Origin of the sequence: Streptomyces sp. 8N114, assembly GCF_052245835.1 — a bacterium.
Lineage (GTDB): Bacteria > Actinomycetota > Actinomycetes > Streptomycetales > Streptomycetaceae > Streptomyces.
Genome location: NZ_JBQQBT010000017.1, coordinates 128,219 through 147,123, shown reverse-complemented (window position 1 = coordinate 147,123; position 18,905 = coordinate 128,219). Strand labels below are relative to the sequence as shown.

Sequence of the window (18,905 nt, the reverse complement as noted above, 5' to 3'; positions counted from 1 at the left end):
CATTCGGTGTGGCGACCGCCCCGGAACCGGACTCTGCCGGGGTCCGCCTTGGGCTTGTCCGACGGAGCAGACTGCCCAAGCTTCGCAGCGCAGGGTTGCGCCCCGAAGGGGCGCGGGGAACCGCGCGACCAACCACAAGGCACCCGCAGCCCGCAGACATCGAGCAGGGGCACCCCCCTTACCGGAACAACGAAGGGACGGGGCAAGGTCCGCCGCACCCGGCACACCTAGCCGTGCGCGACGACCGCCACCGGAACTGCGGCGTGGTGCAGGACCGCGTGGGTGACCGAGCCGACGCGGGCGCCGGCACGGCCGTGCCGGGTGCGGCGGCCGACAACGACCAGTGAACCGTCGTACGAGGCTTTGACCAGGTGGTCGGCGGGGCTGCCGATGCGGGATTCCTCGATGACCTCCACATCCGGGTACTTCTGGGCCCACGGGCCCAGTGCCTCGGTGATCTCGGCCGCCTTCTCGCGGGCGAGCTCCTTGTGCAGACCGAGCACCCCGGACATGCCGTAGACGTAGTAGGGCGGCAACTTCCAGGCGTGGACGACCCGTACGGCGGCGCCGCGCCGGGCGGCCTCCTCGAAAGTGAAGGCAAGCACGGCGTCGTTGGGGCTGTCGGCGTCCAGCCCGAGGACGACCGGGCGGAAGGCGGTCGCGGCGGACGGGATACCTGCAGGGTCCATGTCGTGCTCGTCGGACGCCTGTTCTCGGGCCCGTACGAAGACCACGGGCCGCTCGACATCCGCAGCCACGGCCAGTCCCACCGAGCCGACCAGGAATCCGCCGATCCCACTCAGTCCGCGGGAGCCGAGGACCAGCAGTTCGGCGTCCTTCGCCGCGGCCGTCAGCAGCCCGGCGGGCGGACCCTCGACCTGCTCGGCGGTCACCTCCAGCCCGGAATGGCGCAGCCGGATGCCGTCGGCCGCCTCATCGGCCATCCGGTCGGTCCAGCGCTGCCGCGGCTCGGCACCGACCAGCAGCCGGGTCCGCGTCAAGGGTGCGAGAGCCGGCTCGCGGACGTGGAGCAGCCGCAGCGGCAGACCGAGCAGCTGAGCCTCGCGCGCGGCCCATTCGGCGGCGGCCCGGCTCTCGGAGGAGCCGTCGAGGCCCACGGTCACATTGCGGGACATGGCGTCCACCTCTCGTATCGGGGTCTCTCCCAGAGTCGGCAGGGAAGTGGCCGCAGGACAGGGGCCGCAGGTCCCGGAGAGAGCCCGTCCGGACGGCGCCGGTCGGCCGATGCGGAGCGTTCCCGGCGGAGAACGCCGCCCGCGGCGGAACCGAGCGCAGTCCGCCTCGTCCGAACACAAGCGCGGGACCGACCGGCCCTACCGCGCGACCTGCCGCCGCCGCTTTCCTTCGTTCATGTGCGAGAACATCCTGGAGTCCGCGCCCTGCCACACGAAACGCCTCGACGCCGACGTGACTGTCATGGAGCTGCGCGGCGAGATCGACATCCGTACGGCGCCGTTCCTCGCGGCCCGGCTCGACGGGCTGACCGCGGGCCCGCATCCCGATCTGGTGCTCGACCTGCGGTCCGTTTCCTTCATCGATTGCAGCGGGCTGCGCCTTCTGTGCCGGGCGAGAAACCGTACCCTCGCGCGAGGAGGGCGACTGCGGCTCGTCACCGGCAGCAGCCACTTCCTGCGCATCCTCAAGCACACCGGTCTGGCCGGTCTCTTCGAGGTGCATCCGCGCTTGCCCGAGGCCCTGAGGACCACCCCCGGCGAGAACATACGTCCCCCCGCCACCACGAGTTGACCGGCCACGGCGGCTGCTCGTCCGGTCAGCGGGCCGTCTCGTGAGGACGAACACCGTGGCCGGGACTTCCGGCTCTGCTCACCGGACGCGCCCGGGCTGCATCATCCAGCGACCCGGAGACCACGCCGCATGCCCCCACCCGGTGACCCGTACGCGTCGGCCCGGGTGCGCAACCGGCCGACGCGTACGTACGTGCAGCGCGCGAGCGCTCTCAGGTGAGACCGCGCACGATCTGCTCGGCGGTCTCGGCGATCAGGGCGTCCTTGGGCGAGGAGTCGTGTCCGGGCCGGTCGGACATGACAGCCATCACGAGCGGGGCTTTGCGGGGCGGCCACACGACGGCGATGTCGTTGGCCCGGCCCCAGTTGCCGGTTCCGGTCTTGTCGGCCACCGTCCAGCCCCGGGGAACCCCGGCCCGGATGCGCTTCTCGCCCACGCTGGTGGTGTTGCTCAGGAGCCAGTCCTTGAGCAGGGCGCGTTTGTCGCCGGTCAGCGCGTCACCCAGCACGAGTTCGCGGAGGTCGGCGGCGATCGCCTCGGGCGTGGTGGTGTCGCGCGGGTCCCCTGGCCGGTCCCTGTTCAACTCGGGCTCGTAGTTGTCCATACGGCTGACCTTGTCGCCGAGTCCGCGCAGATAGGCGGTCAGTTGCTCCGGGCCGCCGAGGTCGCGCATCAGCAGATTGCCGGCGGTGCCGTCGCTGTAGCGGACGGCGGCATCACACAGCTGCCTGATGGTCATTCCGGTCGCGATGTGCTTCTCGGTGACCGGCGAGATGGAGTCGACATCTGTCTTGCTGTACCTGACGCGTTTGTCCAGGTGACCGAGGGGGTTCCGGTGCAGGACCGCCGCCGCGGCAAACGCCTTGAAGGTGGAGCAGAACGCGAACCGCTCGTCCGCACGGTATGCCAACGTGGCACCGGTGCCGGTTGCCAGGGCGTACACACCCAGCCGGGCACCGTACTTGCGTTCAAGCGCGGCGAATCGCGCACGGTACCGCGACGCGGACGACGCAGCAGCGGAGCGGCGACCACGCGTCGGGGACGGACCGGAGGCCCGGCGCTCGTCCGTTTCACATCCCACCAGCGGCAGCAGAGCAGCGGCCAGCAACAACGCGCGGCGGGAGGGTGGTTCGGGGGACGTACGGCAGGACATCTGGCCGGCTCCAGCGGGTCGGTTTCGCGATGAAGGACAGCGTCGGCGGAGGTACCGGCGGTACGGATCGGCAGAGCACCGAACCGCTGCCCCCTGGCACGACGCTGGGTCATCGTGCTCCCCTCCCAGTCCGGGGCTCTCCATCCAGCAGCTGGAACGGGAGCTGACGGTACGGCCCTTCGAGAGCTCCAGCCGCCCGGTGACGATCATAAGGGCGGCGCCCTCCTGCTGAACGTGCGGAGCGACCTGCTACGTCGGAACCGGGGCGGTGGCGGGCGTTGTCCATGGGTTATGCGCGTCACGATGATCCTCCCCGCTCTGACGGAGGCGACCAGCCCGCTCTTCCGGCCCATCAAGTACTCCCTCTTCCCTCCGCTCGGCCTGGCCACCCTGGCCGGCTACCTCGGCCCCGACGACGAGGTGGAGCTGTACGACGAACACGTCGAGCGGCTCGACCTCGCCGCCCTGGAGACCCCTGACCTGCTCGTTCTCCAGCCGTACATCACCTCGGCACGGCGTGCGTACGAGATAGCCGACCACTTCCGCGCCCGGGGCGCGCACGTGGCGATGGGCGGGCTGCACGTCACCTCGCTGCCCGACGAGGCCGCGGCGCACGCCGACACCGTCTTCACCGGGCCGGGTGAGGACGCCTGGCCGCGGTTCCTGAAGGATTTCCGGGACGGCGTCCCCGCACGGCGGTACGACTCCGGGCCGCAGCGCACGCTGGCGGGGCTGCCGCCGGTACGGCGCGACCTGATCAAGCGGCAGCTGTATCTGGTGCCGAATTCCCTGGTGGTCTCGCGCGGTTGCCCGCACCACTGCGACTTCTGCTACAAGGACGCCTTCTTCGCGGGCGGCAAGTCCTTCTACACCCAGGCGGTCGACGACGCGCTCGCCGAGATCGACCGGCTGCCGGGGCGCCACCTGTACTTCCTCGACGACCATCTGCTCGGCAACCGCCGGTTCGCCACCGCGCTGTTCGACGGCATGGCCGGCATGGGCAGGCTGTGGCAGGCGGCCGCCACCGTGAAGTCCGTACTGGAGCCGGATCTGCTGGAGCGGGCGCAGACCGCCGGGCTGCGCAGCCTCTTCGTCGGGTTCGAGACGGTCAACGACGCCAATCTCGCCGAGCGCCGCAAGGACCAGAACATCGGCCGCGACTACTCCGCCGCCGTCCGCCGCCTCCACGACGCGGGCGTCATGGTCAACGCCAGCTTCGTCTTCGGACTGGACCAGGACGACCCCGACGTCTTCGACCGCACCGTCGAGTGGGCCGTGGAGCAGGGCATCGAAACAGCCACGTTCCACATCATGACCCCGTACCCCTCCACCGGGCTGTGGCAGCAACTGGCCGCCGAGGACCGGATACTCCACCAGGACTGGGACCTGTACGACACCCGCCATGTCGTTTTCCGGCCACGTGGCATGACGGCCCGTCAGCTGGAGGATGGCTACTGGCGTGCGTACCGCGACTTCTACCGCTGGCGGAACATCTGGCGGGGTGCCGCAGCCCAGCCCGGCGGGCATGAACGGCTGCGACACCTGGCGTACGCGGGCGGCTGGAAAAAGTTCGAACCCGCCTGGGACGCGCTGATCCGCAGCCGCCGAGTGGTACGCGCACTCCCCCTGCTGGAGCGCACCCTCGGGGCGTTCGGCGGCCGGTCGGCGACCGGCTAGCGCTGCGCGCTACACCCCGCTGGGCCAGGTGGCTTCCTCCCCCTCACCGACGGGCGCGGACGGCAGAGGGGTGAGGGCCTCGGAGTGGTCGAGGTGGAGGAGCGCGTCGTAGCGCTCCCCCAGCACGCTGGGCACGTAGTTGCCCCACCTTTCGCGCCGCGGGTCGTAGACCACGCCGACGGCCCGGTGCTCCAGGCGCCGCCACAGCCAGTCGGAGCCGCCGCCGATCGGCACCCCGCTGCGGTGACCGCGAGGGACGAGGAAGAGCGCCCGCCCGTCCTCCAGAGAACGCTCCGTGAGCGGGCGGTCCGCCAGAGCAAGGTGCAGAACGTGCTCGATGCTGCCTTCGTTGGCCGGCGGTACGCGCATCACCCGTGGCGCGTCCGCCCAGCGTGGGGCCGCGATGACCGAGCCCTGGTACGAGCTGAAGCCCACCAGGGTGACGCCCTCCGCGTCGTGGCGCTCACGGACGAGCTGGCCGAGGTTGACCATGCCGACATCGGCCATGTCCGTCGCCCGCGCGTCGCCGACATGGGTGTTGTGCGCCCAGACCACCGTCTTCGCGTCGGCTCCGTGGTGCTCCATCAGCCGGTCGAGGGTGTCGGCCATGTGGTGGTCGCGGATGTTCCACGCCTCCGGGCCGCCGCCGACCACGGCGCGGTAGTACCGCTCGGCTCCGGCCAGCACCTCGGCGTTCTGCCGGGCGGCGAAGTCGGCCAGGCTCCCGTCCGCCGTCCGTGCCGCCCCGGCCCGGGCACGCAGCCGGGTCAGCAGACCGAGGACCTCCCGCTCGCAGCCGGCCGGCACCAGGCTGGTGGCCATGGCGTAGGTCTCGGGGTCCGCCGCGTACGGCTCGAAGCAGCGGTACGCCTCCAGCGCGGCCTCCACCTGGTCCGGCACGTGCTCCCGCAGATGGTCGAGGACCGCTCGCAGCGACTCCCACAGCGAGTACACGTCGAGTCCGAAGAAGCCCACCGGACGGGACGGTGCCACCGTCGTGTTGTAGTCGCGCAGCCAGCGGCTGAACGTCGCCACCTCGGAGTTGGCCCACATCCACGTCGGCCACCGGTCGAAGTTCTCCAGGACCTCGACCGGATCCGCGGGGGCTCCCGGCGCGGCCGTGACGGCGCAGTGCAGCGCCTGGCAGTCCGGCCAGTCCCCCTCGACCGCCACGAACGAGAACCCCTTCTCCTCGATCAGCCGGCGGGTGAGCAGCGCACGCCACCGGTAGAAGCCCGTGGTGCCGTGGGACGCCTCACCCACCAGCACGTAGCGGGAGTCACCGATGTGCTCCAGCAGCGGATCGAGCGAATCAGCGCCCGTCAGAGGCAGCGCGTCGGCCCGGATCCGGTCGAGCGTCCTCGGAGCGTCGCCAGGTGTCGCTGCCATCAGGGGAGCCTCCTCACGTGAGCGGAGCGGCGGGCCGCTGCGCCGGCCGGGCGGGGCGGAGACTCCCAGCATGCGCCTGTGCGCGGCCCCGCGCATGGTCAGCGCCCGTCACCCCCGCGCAGGGCGCTCCCTGCCGCCTTGTCGCCCTCCACGTCGGCGGGCGCCCGGCGTCACGTCCGTCCCTCCCGCTCCTGGACCGCTTCCAGGACCGCCGGCGCCGTCATCCAGTCGGCCCGCAGCACCCGGAAACCCGCGCTCTCATATGCGGCGTTGACCTGCTCGTCATCGTCGACCACCAGCGTCACAGGGCGTTCCCGGGCCAGCTGTTGCAGCAGCTCCAGCTTGGTGATGCGCGCGGGACGGCGGTCGCCCTCCGCCCGCATCAGGAGCCGTCCGATGGGCAGGCCGTGGGCTTTCAGCCATTCCCCGGTGTCGGCCCTGCAGCGTTCCGGGCGCCCGGTGACGTATCCGAGTTCGCACTGTCGGGCGGTCTCCATCGCCAGAGCGATGCCCTTCGCCAGCGGTGGGTCGTCCACCGCGGCCTGGAAGAAGGAGTCCCAGTCCCGGGGTCGCTGCTGGAGGAAGAGCAGCCGGTGCCGGACATCGGCCAGCGTCCCGTCCAGATCGAAAACCGCCCAGGGCGCCCGCACAGCCATGGCCACCTCGCTCTCCTTCCTGGCCATTCTCTCGCACAACGCAGGCTCACTCGATCGAACGCTGACGTAGGCTCGGCCCATGGATGCGCTTGTGCCGTTCTTGGTCCTCCTTGGTGTGCTGGCCGCGGTCCTTGGCTTCTTCGCGTGGCTGGCGAGCCATATCCGCCGCCGGGGTCTGGCCGGCGGAGCCATGAGCGCCGCGCTGGCCTCCTTCGAGGAGGGGTTCCGCATCACGGCACACGAGGCGCACCACGAGATCCGGGCCCAAGCAGACCGTAAGGCGCCCCTCCTGTCGCCGGACGACGACTGGCGCCGGGCCCGAAGAGCCACGGATCAGCCCCGAACACAGAGCCGACGCTCGCCGCGTACCTCCGGCCGTCCACGCCGCCGCCTCGCCCGCTGGGCCCGCCATCTGCGGCCCGGCCGCTGACACAGGCGGCTTGCCCGACAGATCTTGCGTACCCGGCATGGGTGCTGCGCTTGCCTACCCTGCCCCCAAGCTCTTCGAGCAGGGGGCACCCCCAGGGCGCAGACTGCCCAAGCACAGCAGGAGGGACGCGCCCCGTAAGGGGCGCGGGGAACTGCGCGAGCAACCACAACGCATCCGCAGCGTGCACGCGTCGGGCAGGGGCACCCCGTATCCAGAACAACGGGAGGGGCGGCGCACCGGCAGGTCGCGCCGCCGGGCTACTCCTTGCCCTGTCGGGCCTTCTTGAGCATGCGGCGCCGCTGTCGAGCAGTCAGCTCTTTGCGCCCGGTCTGTCGAAGGTACGCTTCCTCGCGCTGCTGGTTCGTCATGGCTCGACCCTCCGGAGCGACTTACCGCGTCCCGTTCCTTGCCCGCGTCCCGTTCCGCTCTGCCGTGCCTCAGTATGACCGCGGACCCGGCCGGCCGCACTCCGCGTGAGCGCCTGCTGTCCGCTTTTCGGGTGCCCTGTTCGCAGTCGGCGGAACGCCGGGGTACCGACCAATCATCCGAGTTGTCCGAACCTGCCGTCACCATGAGGGGCGGCGGGTGCCGTGTTCCTGGTGTGCAGCGGCAGGACCGACCGGGCGCCGGGGGCCAGGAGGGAGTGGGAGCCGTTGACGGTGGGAGCAGCCACGGCCTGGCTTCTGTCCGCCGGCGTGCCCTTGGTCCTCCTGGCGCTGAGCCTGCCGCTGTGGCACTGGCGCTGGCCCCGGGTGCCGGTGCTGCTGCGGGAGGCCGCGATCATCTCCTCGGTCTTCCTCGTCTGGCAGATCCCGGCCCGGATGGCTGCCGGGAACCTGGACACCGCCGTCGACCGAGCAGTGTGGCTCTACCGCTGGGAGCAGCGCCTTCGGCTCCCCGACGAGGTGGACTGGCAGCAGGCGGTACTCCCCCACCCGTGGCTGGTGCAGGCCGCCAACCTCTACTACGCGGTGATGCACTTCGGCGCGATGGCGGCCTTGCTCGTCTGGCTCTTCTGGCGGCACCGCTCCGCCTACGGGCGGGTACGCACCTACGTCGTCCTGGTCACGGTCGTGTCGCTGTTGTTGCAGCTCATCCCCGTGGCGCCGCCGCGCCTGGTGACGTGGCTCGGGTTCTCGGACACAGCTGAACGCTACGGGCAGTCCGTCTACGAAACCGGCCCGGGACATGTGGTCGCCGACGAGTTGTCCGCCGTCCCCTCCGTCCATGTCGCCTGGGCGGTGGTCGTCGCCGTGGTCGTGATCCGGGTGAGCCGGCGTCGGGTGCGCTGGCTGGTGACCCTGCACCCACTGCTGACGCTGGTGGTGATCGTCGTGACGGCCAACCACTTCTGGCTGGACGCCGCCGCGGCGGTCGCCGTCCTCCTGCTGTGTGCCGTCATCCAATGGATCGGCCGGGTCTGCGCCCGCCGCATCGTCCGGGCCTACCGCCGGGTCTTTGCGTCCGACCGCCCCTCGGCCGCGGCGTCCGATCCACCCGCCGGACCTTCCGGTTCCGAGGGGCCGGGCACCCCCACGCGCCGGCCACCGGCCTCCCGGCGTCCCCGCCCACGGCCATGACGGCACGTCCAGCACGGAGAACCCGGATGCGGGCGGCCTACCGGTGCGCCCTTTTTGCGTACGGCTGTGCCGCCTCTAGGCTGCGCGGGCCGACAGTCCCGGTGCTGCCCAGCCTGCCGGGACTGTCGGCCCGCGGCAGGGAGCGGGCTCGCCGGCACGGCGCGGGAGCATGAGCCCTGCGGGCGAACGGTCCTCCCGTCAGCGCAGTTCGCTGAAGCGTTCGGTCGCCCGGGTGCGACCGGCCACGATGACGGTGTCGTCGGCTCGCACGACGGTGTCCGGAGTGGCATACGTGAAGCCTTCGCCGGGGCGTTTGATGGCGACGACCGTGATGCCGTAGCGCGAGCGGACGGCGCTGCGGGACAGCGGAGCGTCGAGGATCTCGGCGGGCGGGCCGGTCTTGACCATGGCGAAGTCGTCCTCGAACTCGATGTAGTCGAGCATCCGGCCGCGTACGAGGTGGGCGACCCGCTTGCCCATGTCGTGCTCGGGATAGACGACGTGCTGGACGCCGAGCTGGGTGAGGATGCGGCCGTGAGCCTCGCTGATGGCCTTGGCCCACACGTTCTCGATGCCGAAGGAGATCAGCAGCGAGGCGGTGAGGATGCTGGCTTCCAGGTCGGTGCCGATGGCGACGACGGCGCGGTCGAACTCATGGACCCCGAGCTGGCGCAGGGCGTCCTCCTTGGTGGAGTCGGCCCGCACGGTGTGGGTGAGGGAGCCGGAGAGGGCCTGGACGGTTTCGGGATCGCCGTCGATGCCCAGGACCTCGGTCTCCTCGTCCACGAGTTCGAGGGCCAGGGCACGGCCGAAGCGGCCGAGTCCGATGACCACCACGGAGTCCCGTCGAGAGCTGCGGCGGTTCTTGGGGGTGCGTTTCCTAACCAATGACGGGTCGCTCCTCGGGAAGGTCGTACATGCGGACACGCAGCCGCAGGGCGAGTGCGGAGGCGATGGTGACGGGACCGAGGCGGCCGATGAACATCAGCGCGGTGAGCAACAGTTGCTCCCCGCCGGGCAGCTCGGTGGTGATGCCGGTGGACAGCCCGACCGTGGCGAAAGCAGAGGTGACCTCCAACAGTGACTGGTCGAGGCTGTACCGGGTGAAGACCACGAAGGCCAGCGTCGAGACGGCGACGGCGGCCACCGACAGCAGGACCACGGTCAGGGCCTGCCGCTGGAGGTCGCCGTGCAGTCGGCGGCGGAAGATGGTGACCGCGCTTTCGCCGCGGATCTCGGCGTAGATGACGAAGAACAGCACGGCGAAGGTGGTGACCTTGATGCCGCCCGCGGTGCCGGCGCTGGCGCCGCCGATGAACATCAGTACGTCCATGCCGAGCCAGGTGGCCGGGTTCAGCTGTGCGACGTCGACGCTGTTGAAGCCCGCGGTGCGTGGCATGACGCCCTGGAAGAATCCGGCCAGGAGCTTCCCGGGCACGTCCAGCGGGCCCAGGGTCGCCGGGTTGCACCATTCGACCGCTGTGACGTAGGCGCTGCCACCCACCAGACAGATCGCCGACGCGCCGAGCACGATCTTGGTGTGCAGGGACCAGGTGCGCGGTCTGCGGAATCTGCGGCGCAGTTCGAACAGCACCGGGAAGCCCAGCCCTCCGGCGATGACCGCACCCGCGACGGGCAGACAGATCCAGGGGTCGGTGACGAAGCCGATCAGGTTGTCGGAGTACAGCGAGAACCCGGCGTTGTTGAACGCCGAGATGGCGTGGAAGACGCCCAGCCACACCGCTCGCGGCCAGGGCTCGTCGTAGGTGACACCCAGCCGTACGGTCAGGATCGCGGCGGTGACGACCTCCAGCAGCAGGCTGACCTTGACCACCCGGACGACGACCGAGCGGACGTCGCCCAGTCCCAGCGTCCTGGTCTCGGTGGCGGCGGTGAGGCGGGCCTTCAGCCCCATACGGCGGTGGGAGACCAGCAGCACCAGCCAGGAGGCGAAGGTCATGATCCCAAGGCCGCCGACCTGGATGAGCGCCAGGATCACCGTCTGCCCGAAACCGCTCCAGTAGCCGGCGGTGTCGACCACGACCAGCCCTGTCACGCACACCGCTGAGGTGGAGGTGAACAGCGCCTCCAGAAGGGACGCCGAGTCGGTCCCGGCCGTGGCGACGGGCAGCAACAGCAGTCCGGTCCCGAGCCCGATCGCCATGGCGAAGCCGGCCACGACCATCTGCGCCGGATGCCGCACATGTGGCCGCCACCGGGTCACCACAGCACGTCCTCCGCCCCGCAGCCGGCTCTCCCGATCGTTGTTCGGTACCGGGAGACGATCAGCGATACCTCTGCTGGTCTGTCTGGGCACCGGTTCCCCGCCGTGTCCGTGTCGCAGCCGTCCACGGCCCTGGAACCACCCGGACGTCGCCACCCTCCCCTGCTCGCGCCGCTGCGCCTCGCCGGAAGCCGCCCTGACCCGCCGGACACGGCCGGGGGCCGCGGCCTGGCGGTTACCGAGCGCTACACGGTTACCGAGCGCTACGTGTTGTTGCCGGACATGCCGGCGGCCGTGACCGGGCTGTTCGCCTCGTCAAGGACCGTCCACGTGTCATACGGGCACACCTGGGAACCCCCGCACGAGTAGCCACTCGTCACAGCACAGCGTGGCCCGGCTCGGTCGGGTCAGCGGGACGGATCCTCTATGACCAGCGGATACATGGGTCCCGGGGACTTCGGTCGGGACCCGTTCGAAGAGTTCATCGCGCGCTTCCTCGGCGGCGCCCGATCCGGCAGCGGCGGGCGGTACAACGACCCCCGCTATGCCGACTTCCTCCGGCTGATGAGCGAGCCGGCGCGGCAGCTCGTCTCCGACGCGGCGTCGTACGCGGCCGAGCACGGCAGCAACGACCTGGACACCGAGCATCTGCTGCGCGCGGCGCTCACCGCCGAGCCGACCCGCAGCATGGTGGCCCGGGCCGGTGCAGACCCCGACGCGCTCGCCGCCGAGATCGACCGTGAGGTGGGCGAAGGACAGCCCCGCAACTCGCTCTCCGTAAGCCCTGCGGTGAAGCGGGCGCTCATGGACGCGCACGAGATCGCCCGCTCGCGCGGCGCCTCCTACATCGGTGCCGAACACGTGCTGGTCGCGCTCGCCGCCAACCGCGACTCCACGGCGGGCCAGATCCTCAACTCGGCGCACTTCGATCCCCGCTCCGCCAGTCCGCGTGGCGGGCCGAGCGCCGGACAGGGCGGCGGCACGGAGGCGCCCGCACGCGGCCAGGAGACGCGCCCCAGCAACACCCCGAACCTCGACAAGTACGGCCGGGACCTGACCGAGCTGGCCCGCGAGGGCCGGATCGACCCGGTCATCGGCCGGGACGAGCAGATCGAGCAGACGGTCGAGGTGCTGGCCCGGCGCGGGAAGAACAACCCGGTACTGATCGGCGAGGCGGGCGTCGGCAAGACCGCCATCGTGGAGGGGCTGGCACAGCGCATCACCGACGGGGACGTGCCCGACAACCTGCTGGGCCGGCGCGTCGTCCAGCTCGACTTCGGCAGCGTCGTGGCCGGCACCCGCTACCGCGGCGACTTCGAGGAACGGCTCACCGGCATCATCGACGAGATCCGCGCCCACACCGAGGAGCTGATCGTCTTCATCGACGAGCTGCACACCGTGGTCGGCGCGGGCGGCGGCGGGGAGAGCGGCTCGATGGACGCGAGCAACATGCTCAAGCCGCCGCTCTCCCGGGGCGAGCTGCATGTCATCGGAGCCACGACGCTGGAGGAGCACCGCCGGTACATCGAGAAGGACGCGGCACTCGCCCGCCGCTTCCAGCCCGTGCTCGTCCCGGAGCCCACCGTGGCGGACGCCATCGAGATCCTGCGCGGGCTGCGCGACCGCTACGAGGCCCACCACCAGGTGCGCTACACCGACGAGGCGCTGATCGCGGCGGTGGAGATGTCCGACCGCTATCTGACGGGGCGCTACCTCCCTGACAAGGCCATCGATCTGCTGGACCAGGCGGGCGCCCGGGTACGGCTGCGCACCGCGACCCGCGGCACCGACGTACGGGCGCTGGAGCGCGAGGCCGAGCAGGTGCGCCGCGACAAGGACCAGGCGGTGGCCGCCGAGGACTACGAGCGGGCCAAGCAGTTGCGCGACCGGCTCATCGAGCTGGAGGAGGCCATCGAGCGGGACAGCCACAAGCAGGACGCACGCCCCGGCCACCGGATCGCCGAGGTGACCGTCGAGGACATCGCCGACATCATCTCCCAGCAGACCGGCATCCCGGTCAGCAACCTCACCCAGGAGGAGAAGGACCGGCTGCTGGGCCTGGAGGAGCGGTTGCAACAGCGGGTCATCGGGCAGGACGAGGCGGTCACGGCGGTCGCCGACGCGGTGCTGCGTTCCCGCTCAGGACTCTCCAGCCCGGACCGGCCCATCGGCAGCTTCCTCTTCCTGGGGCCCACCGGGGTCGGCAAGACGGAGCTGGCCCGGGCGCTGGCCGAGGCGCTGTTCGGCACCGACGAGAAGATGGTGCGGCTGGACATGAGCGAGTACCAGGAACGGCACACCGTCAGCCGACTGGTGGGCGCCCCGCCCGGATACGTCGGCCACGAGGAGGCGGGTCAGCTCACGGAGACGGTGCGGCGCAACCCGTACTCGCTGTTGCTGCTGGACGAGGTGGAGAAGGCGCACCCCGACGTCTTCAACATCCTGCTGCAGGTCCTCGACGACGGACGGCTCACCGACTCGCAGGGCCGTACGGTCGACTTCACCAACACCGTCATCGTCATGACCAGCAACCTCGGCTCGGAGGCCATCACCGGGCGCGGCGCCGTCCTCGGATTCGGCGGTGGCGGGGAGGGGGACGAGGACGCCCGGCGCGAGAGGGTGCTGCGACCGCTGCGCGAACACTTCCGGCCGGAGTTCCTCAACCGTATCGACGAGATCGTGGTCTTCCGGCAGCTCGACGACGCGCAGCTGCGGCAGATCACCGACATGCTGCTGGAGGAGACCCGGCGCCGGGTGCACGCCCAGGACCTGGAGATCGAGTTCTCCCCCGCAGCCGTCGACTGGCTCGCCCACCGGGGCTACCAGCCCGAGTACGGTGCCCGCCCGCTGCGCCGGACGATCCAGCGCGAGGTCGACAACCGGCTCTCCCGCATGCTGCTGGGCGGCGACCTCGAACCGCACACCCGGCTGCTGGTCGACGTTACGGAAGGGCAGCTGGAGTTCCGCGCGGACGGTCGGTCGAACCTGGCCGGAGCCTCCCAGCAGTGACGCTACCGGGCGGGCTTCCCCTGGTCAGCGCCGAGGTTGGGCGGAGTGGTGAGGGCGTTGCCGAAGTAGTCGTGCGTGGCGTCGTCGTTCTTGATGACGGCGCCGGCTCCCAGGGCGGGTGAACCGGGGCGCAGGCGCACGTCATCGGGGACCTTGGGAGCGCCGGAGTGCAGCTTCGGGTCGGCGATCACCACCTGGGGATCTCGGGGCCGCTCCGAAATGTTCCAGTACAGATTGTTCTTGAAGAGGCTGAACCGGTCCTTGACGGGATTTCTGTCGAGGGAGCCAAGGAAGATGTTGTTCTGAAACGTTGCGATCCCGGCGTCGTCCGTGTCTTTCCCGTCGTTCGTGACCATCGGGGTGCGTCCGTGCTTGGTGACGATTGTGTTGCGGTAGATCGAGTTGTCCTCCGACGGTCCGCAGAGCACCGAGACCACTCCGTACCCGCTCCGCAGATTGCGGTCGTTGATGCTGATGTTGTCGTGGAAGCGGTTGTTGCGCGTGATCGTGTCGGTGACTTCGCAGATCAGCAGGAAGCCGCCCTCGTTGTCGTGGCTGTAGTTGTAGCGGTAGACGTTGCGGTTGTTGGCACCGTCGAAGTCGAAGGCCATCGAGTCCTTGTTGCCATGACCGCCGGTGACCTCGTTGTACTGATACAGCACCTCGTCAGCGTTCCACCCCCAGATCCCGGCGTTGTAGGTGCGCCCGCGCTTGTTGAAGCCGTTCAGGTAGTTGCGCTCCACCAGCCCGCCTCTGGCGTTCTGGACGACGATGCCGTCGCCGCCCACGTCGTACAGCTTGTTCCGGCGGATCTTCAGGCCGGTGATCGGCTCCCAGCGGCCGGCCTGCTTGGCGTTTTTCATGTTCTCTTCGCGGCGGGACCAGGTGGAAGCGGTGCCGATGCCGGTGCGGTCCACGTGCCGAACGGTGGAGTTCTCGATCCGGATGCCGTCGAAACGGGTGGGCTTCCGCGTTCCGTGCACGACGAAAATGATGCCGCCCGAGGGATCGGGTTCCTTGGCAAAGGCGCCGTTGACGTCGTGCACGTCCACGCCGTCCACCACGAAGTGCCTGGCCGTGCCGTAGTCCCGGAGCTGTACGAGTACGCCGCTCCGCAGATCCTTCTTCGATTTGGGTGGCCGACCGGAGTTGGAGATGTCCAGGTTGCGGACTTCCCAGTGCGCTGTATTCACCAGATGCACCGTGGCCCGCGCGCCGCGGCCTTCCAGACGCGGCTTGGCGCCCTTGCCGTAGGCGCCGATGAGCACAGGTCGCCCCTCAGCCCCCTTGCCACGGGGCTTGAGCACACCAACGCAGCGTGTACCGCGCTTGATCAGCAAACGGTCACCGGGAGCATAGGTGCGCGCGCCGGCCCGGCGCAGCGACCGCCAGGCACTGGCGGGTGTGGTACCGGCCGCCGTGTCCTTGCCTGCCTGGCAGTCCAGGTAGTAGGTGGTTCCCCGCTGCTGTTGCGTGGCGGCTGCGGGCGCCGGTGCGCTGCTCAGCAGGCTGGATACGGCTGTTACCGCCATCACCACCGCGGCTCCGGCGGCTGCGGCACACCGTTCGGGCCGCTGGGACAAGAATGCGCGGAAAGTCATCGGCCTGCCCTTTGGAGGTGAAGGAAACAGCCACCGGTCGCCACCGGCGGGAATCCGCGTCAGCACGAATCCGAAAGGCAAGCCAACCCCGCCGTTTCGGCAACCATTGTCGAAACGCCGTACCGGTTTCGCACATTCACGCGGCCGGTCCAGCATTCCTCTCCGGCAGCAGCAGCACCGAGTCTGCGTAGAGGGTGATTTCTACGGGCGTGAGGGCGGTTGCGTCGATCGGGGACTCCCCCGTGCCGGGGTTGCGGGCGAAGCGGGGATGGGCGCCTCCGCTGATCTGCCAACGGAGGCGGTGCCCGGCGGCGAAACGGTAGGCGGTGGAGCTCATCTCCACGGTGACTTCCGCGGGCTCCTTCCCCGCTGTGCGGACCCGGGCCAGCCCGTCGCAGACATTGGTCGAGCGGCCCTGTGCGTCCACGTCGCACAGGCGGGCGAAGACGTCGGGGTGTCCGGTGTCCGTGGAGATGCTCAGCTTGGCGGAGACGGAGCCGAGGACGTCGAGGGGCTCGGCCAGCGGTGGGCCGGTGAACGTCATCACATCCTTCCGGGTCTCCAGTGCGGCGTTGTCGCGGGGTCCGGCGGTATGGGAGAGCAGAGGGCCGCCGAGGGACGGGGTCGGGTCGGCCGGGTCGTAGGAGAAGGAGGCCACTGGTACGGAGCCGGTGGGGGGTTGCCGGGTGAGGTGCCGGTCCGGGGTGGGAAACCAGCGCGTGGCGGACGGGGCGGGCGGCCAGGCGTCGAGATCCCGCCAGGCGTCCTCGCCTCCCATGTGGACGCGTACCGGGGTGGGGCGCAGCCCGGAGCGGTCGTCGCGCAGGTGGGCACGCAGCCAGGCAAGGCTCTCCGCGAAGACCTGGGGCCAGCCTTGCTGGAGCGCGGAGGTGTGGGTCCAGGGGCCTACGAGCAGGGCGGTCTCGCATCCTGCCTGGCGCAGCCGGGCGTACTGCTCGAAGGTCTGGTCGACCAGGGCGTCGTGCCATCCGGTGATCAGGCTGACGGGCACCGTCGGCCGCTCGGCGGCCTCGGCCGTGGAGGCACCGCGCCAGTACGGGTCGTCGGCGTCCGGATGTGTCAGCACATCGTCCAGCCAGGGCACTTCCTCCGCGAGGGCGGAGACGTACCCGCTGCGCAGGGGCCGCGCGGTGGCGAGGTCCCGCAGCCGGCGCTGGAGGCGTAGCGTCGCCCGGGCGAAGGCGGCCACCCCTTGGTGCTGGTACGTCATCCCGACGCCGACGAGGAGGGTGTTCTCCAGGCGGAGTACCCCGTCCGCGTGGAAGAGGGCGTAGGGGTCGTGGAGTCCCACCTGGACCGCCATCGCCTTCAGTTCGGGCGGCGGGTCGAGGGCGAGCGCCCACTGGGTGTAGCCCAGATAGCTGGGTCCGACCGTGCCCAGCCTTCCGTCGAACCAGGGCTGGTCCCGCAGCCAGGCCACCGTCGCATGGCCGTCCGCCGCCTCGTTACGCCACAGATCGAACCGGCCGCCGGAACCGCCGGTACCCCGGCAGCTTTGCAGCACCACATGGAAGCCCTGTTCGGCGAAGAGCATCCCGTACATCGGTGACCAGGGCACTCCCCTGCCGTAGGGCGAGCGCACCAGGAGGGTGGGGAAGTCGCCCGGCGTGCGGGGGAAGTAGTGGTCCGTGACCAGCGGGCTGCCGTCGGCTGCCGGCACCACCAGGCCCGGCTCCCGGCCGACCTCGTGCTGTTTGGCGGGGAGGCGGCGCCAGGTCGCGCGCAGCATCCGTGCGGACAGCGGCGGCTTCCCGTTCGGCGGCGTCCAGGTCGGCCGGGATGCGGCCTCGTGCGTGGCTGACGTCATCGCTTCCTCCACCATTCTCGTACGACGTACGGGAATTGTAGATGCTTGGATGTCTTCCGCAAGTTGGATGTCTTCCGCAGGACACACCGGCGCTGAGAAGGGAGCCAGGGGACGTGACGCGTGGTGGCGAGTCCGGCGGTACGGGCGTCGACCCGCAACAGCTCTGGCTGAACCCGGACCGGCCGCGGCGCGGCCGTCGACCCGCCTTCAGCCGCGAGGCGATCACCTCGGCAGCCGTCGCTCTGGCGGATACGGAAGGGCTGGACGCGGTCACCATGCGGCGGGTCGCCGCCGAGGTCGGAGCCGGCGTCATGTCGCTCTACAGCTACGCACCCGACAAGGACACGCTGCTGGAGCTCATGATCGACCACGTCAGCGGTGAACTCCGGGCGGAAGCTGTCCCCACCGGCGACTGGCGGGCCGACCTCAAGGCCGTCGCCCACGCCCAGCGCGCCCTGATGCTCCGGCACCCCTGGCTGCCCGCCACCCTGACCACCCGCCGCACCCTGGGCCCCAACGCGCTGGCATTCCTGGAACGCGCGCTCGCGGCGCTGCGGCCCACCGGGTTGGACGGCGCCGCGAAGCTGGAAGTCTTCGCGCAGCTCACCGCGTTCGTGGCCGGGCACGTCGGTTACGAGCTCACTCAGGCCGGGTCGGCGCGACCGCCGGAGCGCGCCGCGGCCGAAGCCCACTACCTCGCCGCAGTCGCCGCGGACGGCCACCATCCCGAACTCGCCGAGGCCCTCGCGGCGCCGGGCCGCCCGCTCACCCCCGAAGCGATGTTCACCCGGTTCCTCAACCGGCTGATCGACGGCCTCGACGCCGACTGAGCACGTCTCGGCGGGGACGGGGCAGGCGGTTCACAGAGGGCTCAGCGGGCCGCGAGGGTGTCGTCGGTCGCGGTGGTCGCGACCGGTCCTGCCGGTGAGCCGAAGTTGCGGCGGTAGGCGTAGGACTGACGCCGGTGGTGCGTTTGAAGCAGGGCCGAACCGGCCGGAGCGGGGGTGGGTTGCACGCGCGTCACGTCGGCAGATCTGCCGCTCCAAGCCCCACCGCGAGGGCGAGTCCGCCCAATTGATTACGACTCAATATGCGCCCTGGCAGTGGTGTCGGCCTGGGACGACGCGTTCTCGCGGCGCCTGGTGCGCCGGGCTCCGGCCAGCAACAGGCCGGCCGCGACCAGGAGGACCAGCAAGGGAGAGGGCCCGTCGACCACAAAGCCGACGACGACCCACGCCGCCATGGCCCACGAGATGAACAGCGGCGGCGTCATACCGCGGCGGTCCAGCCACAGCACGGTCAGGCCGATCAGGAGAAGCGGCGGTCCGAAACTGAACACCGAATACCACCACGCGACGGTGGCGTCGCTCATCTCGGGGTAGTCCCCCAAGTTCCAGCCCCCGCCGAACCATGTTCCAGCGTGCTCCGGGGCTGCTTCGACGAGGCTGCCCAGCGTGTGCCCCATTCCGGCGAGGGCGATGATCCAACCTGCCCACTTGACCATCTGATTTCTCCGTTCTCACTTCGAAGTCGGCCAGGCAGCCGATCAGGTACCGGAACGGGAGGATCCCCGCCGTGTACAGCCATCCGA

16 protein-coding genes are annotated in these 18,905 nt (G+C 70.4%); 6 read left to right on the top strand and 10 right to left on the bottom strand.

Features of this window, described 5'->3' with window-relative positions; all coding sequences use genetic code 11:
* Positions 1–227 precede the first annotated feature (227 nt).
* Positions 228–1,136, bottom strand: coding sequence for a universal stress protein (locus ACTWQF_RS27675; RefSeq protein ID WP_443282414.1), 909 nt, complete (start codon positions 1,134–1,136; stop codon positions 228–230).
* A gap of 235 nt (positions 1,137–1,371) precedes the next feature.
* Between ACTWQF_RS27675 and ACTWQF_RS27670 the strand changes: the two genes are divergently transcribed.
* Positions 1,372–1,767, top strand: a complete 396-nt coding sequence (locus tag ACTWQF_RS27670; RefSeq protein ID WP_443282413.1) for an STAS domain-containing protein — start codon at positions 1,372–1,374, stop codon at positions 1,765–1,767.
* A gap of 211 nt (positions 1,768–1,978) precedes the next feature.
* Here the strand turns inward: ACTWQF_RS27670 and bla are convergent, their stop codons facing one another.
* Entirely contained in the window at positions 1,979–2,920 is a 942-nt protein-coding gene (gene bla, locus ACTWQF_RS27665) for a class A beta-lactamase (RefSeq protein ID WP_443282412.1), read from the bottom strand.
* Positions 2,921–3,223: 303 nt separating this feature from the next.
* Between bla and ACTWQF_RS27660 the strand changes: the two genes are divergently transcribed.
* Positions 3,224–4,597, top strand: a complete 1,374-nt coding sequence (locus tag ACTWQF_RS27660) for a B12-binding domain-containing radical SAM protein (protein ID WP_443282411.1) — start codon at positions 3,224–3,226, stop codon at positions 4,595–4,597.
* A gap of 9 nt (positions 4,598–4,606) precedes the next feature.
* Here ACTWQF_RS27660 and ACTWQF_RS27655 read toward each other — a convergent pair whose 3' ends face one another.
* Both ACTWQF_RS27655 and ACTWQF_RS27650 read right to left on the bottom strand, forming a co-directional pair.
* A complete protein-coding gene (locus ACTWQF_RS27655; protein ID WP_443282410.1) occupies positions 4,607–5,986 on the bottom strand; it encodes an erythromycin esterase family protein in 1,380 nt (459 codons plus the stop codon).
* A gap of 170 nt (positions 5,987–6,156) precedes the next feature.
* Entirely contained in the window at positions 6,157–6,642 is a 486-nt protein-coding gene (locus tag ACTWQF_RS27650; RefSeq protein WP_443282422.1) for a phosphatase domain-containing protein, read from the bottom strand.
* 79 nt (positions 6,643–6,721) lie between these two features.
* Between ACTWQF_RS27650 and ACTWQF_RS27645 the strand changes: the two genes are divergently transcribed.
* Both ACTWQF_RS27645 and ACTWQF_RS27640 read left to right on the top strand, forming a co-directional pair.
* Entirely contained in the window at positions 6,722–7,072 is a 351-nt protein-coding gene (locus ACTWQF_RS27645; RefSeq protein ID WP_443282409.1) for a hypothetical protein, read from the top strand.
* 659 nt (positions 7,073–7,731) lie between these two features.
* The gene (locus ACTWQF_RS27640; RefSeq protein ID WP_443282421.1) at positions 7,732–8,652 is read left to right on the top strand and encodes a phosphatase PAP2 family protein; all 921 of its coding nucleotides are present in this window, start codon (positions 7,732–7,734) and stop codon (positions 8,650–8,652) included.
* 198 nt (positions 8,653–8,850) lie between these two features.
* Here the strand turns inward: ACTWQF_RS27640 and ACTWQF_RS27635 are convergent, their stop codons facing one another.
* Positions 8,851–9,486, bottom strand: a complete 636-nt coding sequence (locus ACTWQF_RS27635) for a potassium channel family protein (protein WP_443282408.1) — start codon at positions 9,484–9,486, stop codon at positions 8,851–8,853.
* Between the two features lie 46 nt (positions 9,487–9,532).
* A complete protein-coding gene (locus ACTWQF_RS27630; RefSeq protein ID WP_443282407.1) occupies positions 9,533–10,879 on the bottom strand; it encodes a TrkH family potassium uptake protein in 1,347 nt (448 codons plus the stop codon).
* A gap of 423 nt (positions 10,880–11,302) precedes the next feature.
* Between ACTWQF_RS27630 and ACTWQF_RS27625 the strand changes: the two genes are divergently transcribed.
* Positions 11,303–13,885, top strand: a complete 2,583-nt coding sequence (locus ACTWQF_RS27625; protein WP_443282406.1) for an ATP-dependent Clp protease ATP-binding subunit — start codon at positions 11,303–11,305, stop codon at positions 13,883–13,885.
* A gap of 2 nt (positions 13,886–13,887) precedes the next feature.
* Here the strand turns inward: ACTWQF_RS27625 and ACTWQF_RS27620 are convergent, their stop codons facing one another.
* Together ACTWQF_RS27620 and ACTWQF_RS27615 are read right to left on the bottom strand one after the other, a co-directional pair.
* Positions 13,888–15,486: a hypothetical protein gene (locus tag ACTWQF_RS27620; protein ID WP_443282405.1), complete on the bottom strand. Its 1,599-nt coding sequence runs from the start codon at positions 15,484–15,486 to the stop codon at positions 13,888–13,890.
* A gap of 136 nt (positions 15,487–15,622) precedes the next feature.
* On the bottom strand, positions 15,623–17,314 hold the full coding sequence (locus tag ACTWQF_RS27615; protein WP_443282404.1) for a CocE/NonD family hydrolase: 1,692 nt from the start codon (positions 17,312–17,314) through the stop codon (positions 15,623–15,625).
* 113 nt (positions 17,315–17,427) lie between these two features.
* Here ACTWQF_RS27615 and ACTWQF_RS27610 point away from each other — a divergent pair, with 113 nt between their 5' ends.
* On the top strand, positions 17,428–18,144 hold the full coding sequence (locus tag ACTWQF_RS27610; RefSeq protein WP_443282403.1) for a TetR/AcrR family transcriptional regulator: 717 nt from the start codon (positions 17,428–17,430) through the stop codon (positions 18,142–18,144).
* A 41-nt stretch (positions 18,145–18,185) separates the two neighbouring features.
* On the opposite strand, the gene ACTWQF_RS27605 is transcribed toward ACTWQF_RS27610, so the two are convergent.
* Together ACTWQF_RS27605 and ACTWQF_RS27600 are read right to left on the bottom strand one after the other, a co-directional pair.
* Complete coding sequence (locus ACTWQF_RS27605) at positions 18,186–18,338, bottom strand: hypothetical protein (protein WP_443282402.1); 153 nt, start codon at positions 18,336–18,338, stop codon at positions 18,186–18,188.
* 54 nt (positions 18,339–18,392) lie between these two features.
* Positions 18,393–18,818 (bottom strand): DUF6463 family protein, encoded by a 426-nt coding sequence (locus ACTWQF_RS27600; RefSeq protein ID WP_443282401.1) that lies wholly within the window; start codon positions 18,816–18,818, stop codon positions 18,393–18,395.
* Between the last annotated feature and the right edge of the window lie 87 nt (positions 18,819–18,905).

Excerpts from the sequence above, each read along its gene's own strand:
- ACTWQF_RS27675 (WP_443282414.1), bottom strand. The coding sequence starts at position 1,136 with ATGTCCCGCAATGTGACCGTGGGCCTCGACGGCTCCTCCGAGAGCCGG.
- ACTWQF_RS27670 (WP_443282413.1), top strand. The coding sequence starts at position 1,372 with ATGTGCGAGAACATCCTGGAGTCCGCGCCCTGCCACACGAAACGCCTC.
- bla (WP_443282412.1), bottom strand. The coding sequence starts at position 2,920 with ATGTCCTGCCGTACGTCCCCCGAACCACCCTCCCGCCGCGCGTTGTTG.
- ACTWQF_RS27660 (WP_443282411.1), top strand. The coding sequence starts at position 3,224 with ATGATCCTCCCCGCTCTGACGGAGGCGACCAGCCCGCTCTTCCGGCCC.
- ACTWQF_RS27655 (WP_443282410.1), bottom strand. The coding sequence starts at position 5,986 with ATGGCAGCGACACCTGGCGACGCTCCGAGGACGCTCGACCGGATCCGG.
- ACTWQF_RS27650 (WP_443282422.1), bottom strand. The coding sequence starts at position 6,642 with ATGGCTGTGCGGGCGCCCTGGGCGGTTTTCGATCTGGACGGGACGCTG.
- ACTWQF_RS27645 (WP_443282409.1), top strand. The coding sequence starts at position 6,722 with ATGGATGCGCTTGTGCCGTTCTTGGTCCTCCTTGGTGTGCTGGCCGCG.
- ACTWQF_RS27625 (WP_443282406.1), top strand. The coding sequence starts at position 11,303 with ATGACCAGCGGATACATGGGTCCCGGGGACTTCGGTCGGGACCCGTTC.
- ACTWQF_RS27620 (WP_443282405.1), bottom strand. The coding sequence starts at position 15,486 with ATGACTTTCCGCGCATTCTTGTCCCAGCGGCCCGAACGGTGTGCCGCA.
- ACTWQF_RS27615 (WP_443282404.1), bottom strand. The coding sequence starts at position 17,314 with ATGACGTCAGCCACGCACGAGGCCGCATCCCGGCCGACCTGGACGCCG.
- ACTWQF_RS27600 (WP_443282401.1), bottom strand. The coding sequence starts at position 18,818 with ATGGTCAAGTGGGCAGGTTGGATCATCGCCCTCGCCGGAATGGGGCAC.